This is a genomic window from Nitrososphaerota archaeon (genome assembly GCA_011605775.1).
In the GTDB taxonomy this organism is placed as follows: Archaea; Thermoproteota; Nitrososphaeria; order Nitrososphaerales; family JAAOZN01; genus JAAOZN01.
Genome location: JAAOZN010000015.1, coordinates 1 through 8,153, shown reverse-complemented (window position 1 = coordinate 8,153; position 8,153 = coordinate 1). Strand labels below are relative to the sequence as shown.

The window sequence follows — 8,153 nt, the reverse complement described above, 5'->3', positions numbered from 1 at the left end:
GGAGTGTTTCGAGCATTAAGTGTGTATCGCTGTTCCCTGATCTAATTGTAGAAAAGTATTGGATGAGCGTAAAGCCTAAGGTTATAGAGAGTAGAGTAGTAACAAAGACAAAGGGCCTTTCTTTTAAAATCGCCTCCTCAAGCAGCCCCCAGATATATGAGTAGAGTGATCCACAAGATAGCGCCGCAACGCTTGTAGCAACCCCAGTTATGAGGAGTGCTAATATATGAAAGCGGTTTAGTGTCAAAGTTATCTACATCCAGCTTAGCAGATGGTTATCATTATTTAAGGTGTGTTGTGATGCTGAAAGATGGAGGAGTAGGCAAAGGGAAACTAAATTGGCTCTTCCTCATACCTTTTTACGCATCTACACAAAGTGTATCGGTTTATCTTCCGCTTGTGATTATAGCGCGGGGCGGCAGCGTAATAGACGTAAGCCTCGCTGTAGCAGCATATTATCTACTTTTAGTCCCTACTACACTATTTTGGGGATATGTATGTGATCTAGGTGGTTGGCGAAGGAATCTACTATACTTAGCTTCTGCAATCAGCTTACTCTTATCAATAGCGCTATACTACTCGAGCAGCATAGCTTCTTTAATCGTGATCTTCGGCATCTACTCTCAAACGGCAGCAGCCTTCGCACCCGCTTTCAACCTACTGATCTTAGAGAGTTTGCCGAAGAAGCAGTGGGAGAAGGGGTATACTATTTCAAACCTCTACACGTTCGTTGGTCAGATAATTGGCATGGTTGCTGGTGTTGCATGGACAGCCTTCTTTCCAATCACATCCTATCCTATAATTCCAGCAATCTTTTCAGCCGCAGCTCTATTATTTACATCAAAGATACCTGAACCAAAGATCTTATTAGAGAGACGCTCCATCTTATGGTCTGCGCAAGGCCTTATACACCGACTTACACATCTCCCTTTGATCTTTCTCCGCCGCCCTCACTTAACCGACTTCAAATCAATAGCGGTTATGAGTCGAAAGGCGTTAACTAGGGAGATACCACTCATATTTGCAGCATCCTTCCTATTTACGCTCTCAGCTAACCTCTTCTTCACACCATACACACCCTACCTTAAACACGTAGGCTTATCAGATTCAGAAGTATTTCTGCTAAACATCTATATAGTGGCTGCTAACGCAGCCACATCACAATTCCTTCTGAAAAGATTCAGCGGTAAAGTTTCACACGCAGTTGCGAGTAAAGCGTTGATTGCAAGAGCTATTGGTATGCTTCTAGCTGCGGTCTTCGCGAGCCTTATAGCAGATACACGCATCTTTTATACAACGATGGTGGTCTACGCGCTGTTAGGAGCAGCCTATGCTATAATCAACGTAAACCTCAACTCGCTTCTCTTTAGAGCGATGCCAGTGGGTAAGCAAGGTGGGTTGTTGGGGGTCTTTAGCTCGTTGAACGGTATCGCGTTTCTCATCGGTGCATTTGTGTCTGGCTATCTCTCATACTACTTTGGTTATACAACAACATTCTTTTTAGCAGCGATACTCGTGTTTCTAGCATCGATTATACTAGAAATACACTACAAAATGTAGAGTATGTTAGCATCCTCCTAATCCTCTTCCTTTTGAGGGTTAAGGTAAGTAAAGTAATTGAGCAACACCTCTTTTTGCGAGGAAGCGTCTTTTATAAGAAGCGCCTCTATCTCCTCCACAAACTCTTTGTTAAAGCCTTTTGGGATAGTCGTGTTTAGGTCTACCAGATCGATGGGCCAAGGTAGCCCTGTAGCGGGGTTGTGGAACGCCTTAAAGTAGGAGAGGAGAGGCTCTATCTCTGTGCCGACCTTAACTTCAAATTCGAAGGGTGGCGGCTCACAACATCTAACAAAGTACCTCGCTAGACTTGTAATACGCTCCACTGCGTATTCTAGCGACTTATAGATGCTGTGCGTTACTTTTCTCTTAGCACTATCATAGAGTTGATCCATGCTTCTAATCCTTCTTCTAGAGAGGATTGCGTAATCGTAGAGCGCTCTCATCTGAGCGTAGTAGTGGTATGCCTCTGGGCGCTCAAATATCCACTCGTATGCGAAGTAGTGTCCTGGTGGGAGGAGGACTGCTAGAATATATTTGTCGTTCGCGCCAACACATTTACTCGGATCGCCATATTTGTGTAGTAGCCAACCATCTATCGCGGCGCTTCGGCTTCTTTTTATTAACCCTACAACCTTCCTTGAATCCATGAGTGTTAGCGTCTTATCTCTTATGTTTGAAACCAACTCTCGTCCGAAGCGGTATTCGTCTACACCCACTATCTCTTCTTTTACTCTATGTGCACTAGCTCTGAAGCCGAAGAAGCTTCCATCAAGTATAATCCAATCCACATCCTTCTCTTTTAGGCAGTAGTAAGCAAGTTCACGTTCAAGGTTAAGCCTTAGAAGCTCAAGTAAGGTTAATGATTCTCTATATGCTTCTAGCTGATCCGTTATGTAGCATTTTGATATGTAGCCTTCATCCAGCTGCCGCATACCATCGAATATTAGGTAGGAGGCGCAGTATGTCCCGACTCTTATGCCTAATCTCTCGCTTGTAGTAGGCGAATTAGAGCCATCGACTACCGCGACCCTCCACTTCCTCCACTCATCTGAATCTGAAATAGGTCTTCCCCTTATCACCGCACTTAGGCTTCTTATCTTCTGCTGTATCCTCCGAATTCTTTCTTTGCATTTCTCTGCCTCATTCTCGGCCAGCTTAAAGAACTGGTGTTGGAGGGGTTGGGGTAGCTTGAGCCAAGCATCCTCATTATCGTCCAGCAACCTACTTCACCTCAAATGTTATCAGTAGCGGTATAGGTGATGGGTTCATATTACCCATGAAGTAAAAGTGCCCTGGCGGAAGGGAGAGAAGAAACTTTGGATCTATGTTAAACGGAGAGAGCCAGTTTCCAGCCTCATTCATGTCGAGGGGGTGAATCTTACCCACAAACTGCGTATTCAAGTTTCTTCTCACAGCAGCATTTATACCTATTTCACCCGCTATACCCTGTGACAGTATGCAGCTGCAGAGCTTATGTGACCGACCTAGTGCACAAAGATCTATGATCATATCGGTGGTCTCTTTCTGTATACTATCTGGGTTGAAGGGGCAGTATTGCGGACCCTCATCTATAACAAGAGCTAGGTTAAGATCCTCGTCATTATGCATCAGATCCATAAGGTAGCGGGTGAGAGTTAAGAAGACTGAGAGCTTCTCGTCTCTGCCAGTCTTCTTCATATCTATAACGATAAGCTTCCTCTCTCTTACCAGATGAAGTATATCTTTAGCTGTTAGCGTGCCGAGGATGTTCTGAATATCGCTGTCCCTTAATCTACGATACCCTCTCTCAAACCTCTGCTGATCCTCAAAAGATTTACCTGAAGTCATGTTGCGTGGGTTTAGGGCTTGTATCATGTTGGTGTAAAAGACCTTTCTAAACTCGTTTACAGTTAAACCGCGCCAACTCTCTAAGTAGACGAACTCCTCTAATGCTTGTGTTACCGTACCCCTTGATTGCTGGCTTAGGTAGCCGAAGTTACCCATCTTTTTGCAGAGATACGAAATAACCGTCTCTGGGTCTAAGGCTATCTCGGATATGCTGATCACATTCTGCTTTTTGAAGTATGGTGCGTAGTCACGCCCCTTCCAGTCCAAGACGAGCACATCAAACCCAGCGTTTAGAAACATGGGGATCAACTGCAGTCGTGTTAGGAAAGACTTGCCACCACCGGTAGAGGCGAAGACGCCTATGTGATAGGGTATAAACGCTTCATCGACAGGCACACGCCACGTAGGATGACCTTCGTAGTAGCCGATAGTATGCTTATGCTCTGTGCCAGCTAGGTATCGCATCGGGTCATCTTTATCTTCGAAGAGGAAGACCGTTGAACCCGGTGCAAGTATCTTCTTGTTCTGCTGAATAGCGTCTTGGACCTCGCCTATAACTGAAAGCGTGAAGTCGTAGGTTTCCTTAGCTGTTGAGGGGGGTCCTCCGGCTCTCGCGTAAGCCACACCAGGATTATATCCTCCAGCCTTGAGGTTTTCGTTTATTCCTCTACCTCTCCTTAGGACCGCAAGTATCTTGCCTTCGTTCCTATTGTCTACTAGCACAAGATCCTCTACCTTAACCCTCTTCTCCTCAAATTGGTTGAGTATGACCCGGGCTTCGTTTTCTGAAGATTCGCTCGCTATTATCCCTATTGGTCTCATTCGATGCTGCCCTCTGATCTAAGTAGCGAGGCAAGTAGAGGGCTTCTAGTCGCTACTAAGAGTTGAGTCCTTTGCTTCATCTTCTTTAAGACCTCTGCAAGACCTCTTATCCCGGATTCATCCAACCCCTCTTCAGGCTCGTCTAACAGTAGGAGAGGAGAACTTACTAGCTCATTAACAGCCAATAAGAGGGCGAAGCTTAAAGCTACGTTTTCGCCCGTGCTCATCTGGTGCGCATACACCCAGCTTTCATTCACCTTACCCTTAACGTAGAGAACCTCATGTCCTCTTACAATCTTGCTTTCAAAGTCAACATCTTTTATCCGCTCATATGGATAGATCTTCTTAAAGGCTTCTTTAAATGAAGATTGGATCGAAGCAAGGCGTTCGTTTTTAGCCTCGTTTACAGCCTCTATGAGCGCTGATCTTATACGCTTGATCTTATCAGCAAGGTCTTTGAGCTTCCGGATTCTTTGTTCAAGGCTTGCAGCGTCTTGTGAACCTAGCTGCGCAAGAGCGGTCTGATAGGCTTGTTTCTGCGCCTCAAGGCTGCTCAACTTACTTTCAAGCAGTTCTATTTCACGTTTTGTTTCGTCCGCCTCCTTCAGCAGCTGCAGAGCCTTCGACAGATCCTCTTCAGACACACTCTGCACTCTTGTCTGCGTGATCTCATCTTCTAATCTACTTATCTGGGCTTCGATAAATTGTCTCTGCTCCATAAGCCTTCGATATTCTTCTACTTCTTTGCGCTTCTGCGTTAGGCTGGTCTGGAGGCTGCTATACTCCTCTACAACCTTCCTATACTCCTCTTCCATATGCTTAAAACTTTCAAGCGCTTCTTTTGAAAGCGGTGCGTTACATAGAGGGCACGTCTGAACATTCATCCCTTTCTGTAGATCGATTATCTTTATAGAAGCCTCTAGAACAGCTATCCTTCGGTTTAGCGCATCATTCCTAGCCTCCATCTCACGCAGCTCCTCCTCAACACCTATAGCTCCCTCAGGCAAACCTTTTAGCTGAGATCGGTACTGTTCAAGCAGCTTAAGTTTGCCTTTTATCTCTAATTCGCTCCGCTTTGCTTCTTCAGCCCTTTGTCTAACTTCCTCAGCCCACTTTACCATGGCGCTGTCCATCATATATTTGACCCGAAGTGCTGAGAGCCTATCTTTAATCCGACCTATTTCCAAGGTGGTTTCCGCCTCTCGCCTTCTGATATCCTCGATCTGCCTGAAAGCAGATAGCTGCCTTTCAAGCTCTTGTATTCTTCGCTCTATAGGCACAGGAGTCATTTCAGATGCGACTTGATCATATCTTTCAAATCCTAGGAGTTGGTTTAATTTAAGAGCCTTCTCTGTGGGTGCGCCGACGAATAGTTTCGATATCTCCCTACCATCAACAAAGATCTTCGGGTCGATCTTCAGCTGCTCAGGTAGATCTGTCTTCACCGCTACAGGTCCACCACGCCTTTTCCTCCTTTCGATGTAGAAAGGAAGATTGTTTATGCGCCCCTCTACTCTGACCAGCATGTGGTCGGAAGATGTATTGATTAGATCATCTAATGTAAGACCAGAAGGGGCTTCGCCGCAGAGAGCAAACAGAACCGCTAGGAGGCGGGAGGTCTTACCTGTGCCCATGCCTCCTGTAAAGACGGTTAGATCAGCTAAGGTATATTCGTCTTCCTTTAACCCCCGAAAGCCAGCAAGTTTAACCCTTTCTAGCTTCAGCTCTTCTCTGCCTCCTCCATCAACTTACCTATGACGTCTCTGATTCTGCTAGGCGGGGTAGTAAGGAAAAGGTGTAGGAGCGTATACTCTTCTTCATTCAACCGCTTCCTTAACTTTGCTTCAACATCGTCCAAGGCGGCTACCTCTGTTCCTTCACACTTATGCTTTATACTTAAAGATTCTTTAGCATCTGTGTCGACCTCTGAGCAAACTGCAGTCTAACCCAACTTAGACAGAAGCTCGACGTACCTGCAGAGTAGGTCAAGAAGTTCCTTCTGCCGCTCGACTGAACGCTCATCTTTCAACATATATGCTACTTCAAGAGCCTTGGCTTCCAAGACCTCTTTAAGTGAAGACGGCTTGGCTGCTGGTTGAGCAACCATCTCTTTACCAGCACCACAGACTATACAGATGACTTCATCTTTATACTTGATCTGAACACCACCACATCTTGGACAAGGCTCGCTGAGAAGAGTAGCACCTTTCCTAAGCATCTCAGAAGCTGCAGCCAGCTGCTTCCTCGAAACCGAAGCCATTCAACAAACATATGTGCCTCTTAATATTTTAATGTTATGTGAAAGTAGGCAGAAAGGTTAATTATTACTGCCACTAACAAGATAGATGAGCAAAGTTATCAAAGAGGTGAAGTCGGTTGAGCGCCAAAAAGAAGAAGGAAAATCAAGAGAAGCTCGAGAAAGCCATAACAACCCTGCAGCAAGTGGCGGAGAGCACCATAACACCAAGAAACATTAGGAAGCTTGTTAAAGATGCGATAGCGATGTTACAAGATGAAAAAACATCTATAGCGGTTAGAGCAGCTAATGCTATAAGCCTCCTCGATGAGATCTCTCAAGACCCCAACATGCCCTCCTTCTCAAGAGTAACCATATGGTCTGCGGTTTCAACATTAGAAAGCATTAAAGAATAGAGCGATTTAAAGAACCTCACGTAACGCTTCAAGCAGAGCATCGTTATCTTTAGGCAACCCAACCGAAATTCGCAGACACCTTCTAAGAACTGGGTCGTCAAGCTTACGAAGCACAAACCCCCGCTTTAACATCTCCAAGTAAACCTCATCCCTAACCCGCTCTAACAACTCGACTAGGAAGAAGTTAGCTACGCTAGGGTAGACTTTCACACCACGCAGCCTACTTATCTTGGAGATCAGACGGTCACGCTCAGCCAGAGTATCTCTGACTCTAAGCTTAACCCATTCAACATCCTCCAGCGCCAACTCAGCCAGCTTTAAAGTAATCACATCAACACTGTTAGGGGGCCTAACCTTATTGAGCAGCCGAACAGTATCTTCACAAGCAACAATATAACCTAGTCGAGCACCAGCAAGCCCAAACGCCTTCGAGAACGTCCGAACGACCATGAGATTGCTATACCTCTCGGTCAATTTGACGAACGATTCACCACCATAGTCTTGATAAGCCTCATCGACAACCACACCTACATCACACTCATTAAGAATACGTAGCAGATCAGACCTTTTAACAGCATTACCCGTTGGATTATTAGGGTTACAGAGAAAGATCAACCTCGTCCTATCGTTAACAGCCTTGATCAACCCATCCACATCATCAGCGAAATCTTCTTTTCGCTGCACATAAACCACCCTAGCCCCCATAATCTCACTCACTATACGAAACATCGAATAAGATGGGCTAGAGATCACTACCTCGGAACCAGCGTCAAGGAAAACTTTAGCGATTATATCAAAGGCTTCATCTCCACCGTTAGCTATAACAAAACAATCTTCACCCACACCTAGATACTTCGATAACCCCTTACGTAAAGCACGGTATGACGTGTCAGGATAACGATTTACAGCAACACCCTCCAACTCAGAGCCCAGCTTCTTCAACCAGTGGGTAGGTGTATATGGTGAGGTATTAAGGTCAAAACGCCTAATCTTAGAAACATCCAAACCCACCAACGAAGCGATTTCATCATCTGAAGGCTCCCAAACATACTCCCTAAACGACTGGAGAAACGCTCTAAACCGCATAAACCAACCTACCTAAACAAAACATAAAACCTTTCCCAAAAACGCAGTCGCCGTGCATAGATTGCGCCTCCAAGGGAGGACCATTAAATTCGACGCCTTGAGCTATTGGGAGCGGCGAGCTGAAGCGGTCGGCCGAAGCCTTCCGCCTTACACCCCCGCCCCATCAACGGGGTCTTCTACCCCCGCTCTCCCCCACAACCCACCAC

Annotated in this window: 8 protein-coding genes and 1 other annotated feature; of the genes, 2 read left to right on the top strand and 6 right to left on the bottom strand. The window is 45.7% G+C overall.

Annotated elements, in window-relative coordinates; all coding sequences use genetic code 11:
- The first annotated feature begins 300 nt into the window (after positions 1-300).
- Positions 301-1,560 (top strand): MFS transporter, encoded by a 1,260-nt coding sequence (locus HA494_01370; protein NHV96429.1) that lies wholly within the window; start codon positions 301-303, stop codon positions 1,558-1,560.
- A 17-nt stretch (positions 1,561-1,577) separates the two neighbouring features.
- Here the strand turns inward: HA494_01370 and HA494_01365 are convergent, their stop codons facing one another.
- The 5 genes from HA494_01365 to HA494_01345 all read right to left on the bottom strand — a co-directional run bounded on the left by HA494_01365 (position 1,578) and on the right by HA494_01345 (position 6,469).
- The gene (locus HA494_01365; GenBank protein ID NHV96428.1) at positions 1,578-2,780 is read right to left on the bottom strand and encodes a DNA double-strand break repair nuclease NurA; all 1,203 of its coding nucleotides are present in this window, start codon (positions 2,778-2,780) and stop codon (positions 1,578-1,580) included.
- 1 nt (position 2,781) lies between these two features.
- Positions 2,782-4,209, bottom strand: a complete 1,428-nt coding sequence (locus HA494_01360; GenBank protein ID NHV96427.1) for an ATP-binding protein — start codon at positions 4,207-4,209, stop codon at positions 2,782-2,784.
- Positions 4,206-5,843 (bottom strand): AAA family ATPase, encoded by a 1,638-nt coding sequence (locus HA494_01355; protein NHV96426.1) that lies wholly within the window; start codon positions 5,841-5,843, stop codon positions 4,206-4,208. The genes HA494_01360 and HA494_01355 overlap by 4 nt, the downstream gene beginning before the upstream one ends.
- Before the next feature lie 86 nt (positions 5,844-5,929).
- Positions 5,930-6,067 (bottom strand): hypothetical protein, encoded by a 138-nt coding sequence (locus HA494_01350; GenBank protein NHV96425.1) that lies wholly within the window; start codon positions 6,065-6,067, stop codon positions 5,930-5,932.
- 84 nt (positions 6,068-6,151) lie between these two features.
- On the bottom strand, positions 6,152-6,469 hold the full coding sequence (locus HA494_01345; GenBank protein NHV96424.1) for a hypothetical protein: 318 nt from the start codon (positions 6,467-6,469) through the stop codon (positions 6,152-6,154).
- Positions 6,470-6,585: 116 nt separating this feature from the next.
- Here HA494_01345 and HA494_01340 point away from each other — a divergent pair, with 116 nt between their 5' ends.
- Positions 6,586-6,861, top strand: coding sequence for a UPF0147 family protein (locus HA494_01340; protein NHV96423.1), 276 nt, complete (start codon positions 6,586-6,588; stop codon positions 6,859-6,861).
- Positions 6,862-6,867: 6 nt separating this feature from the next.
- Here the strand turns inward: HA494_01340 and hisC are convergent, their stop codons facing one another.
- Entirely contained in the window at positions 6,868-7,947 is a 1,080-nt protein-coding gene (gene hisC / locus HA494_01335) for a histidinol-phosphate transaminase (GenBank protein NHV96422.1), read from the bottom strand.
- Positions 7,948-8,072: 125 nt separating this feature from the next.
- Positions 8,073-8,129 (bottom strand) — a sequence feature (possible 23S ribosomal RNA but 16S or 23S rRNA prediction is too short).
- Positions 8,130-8,153: the final 24 nt, after the last annotated feature.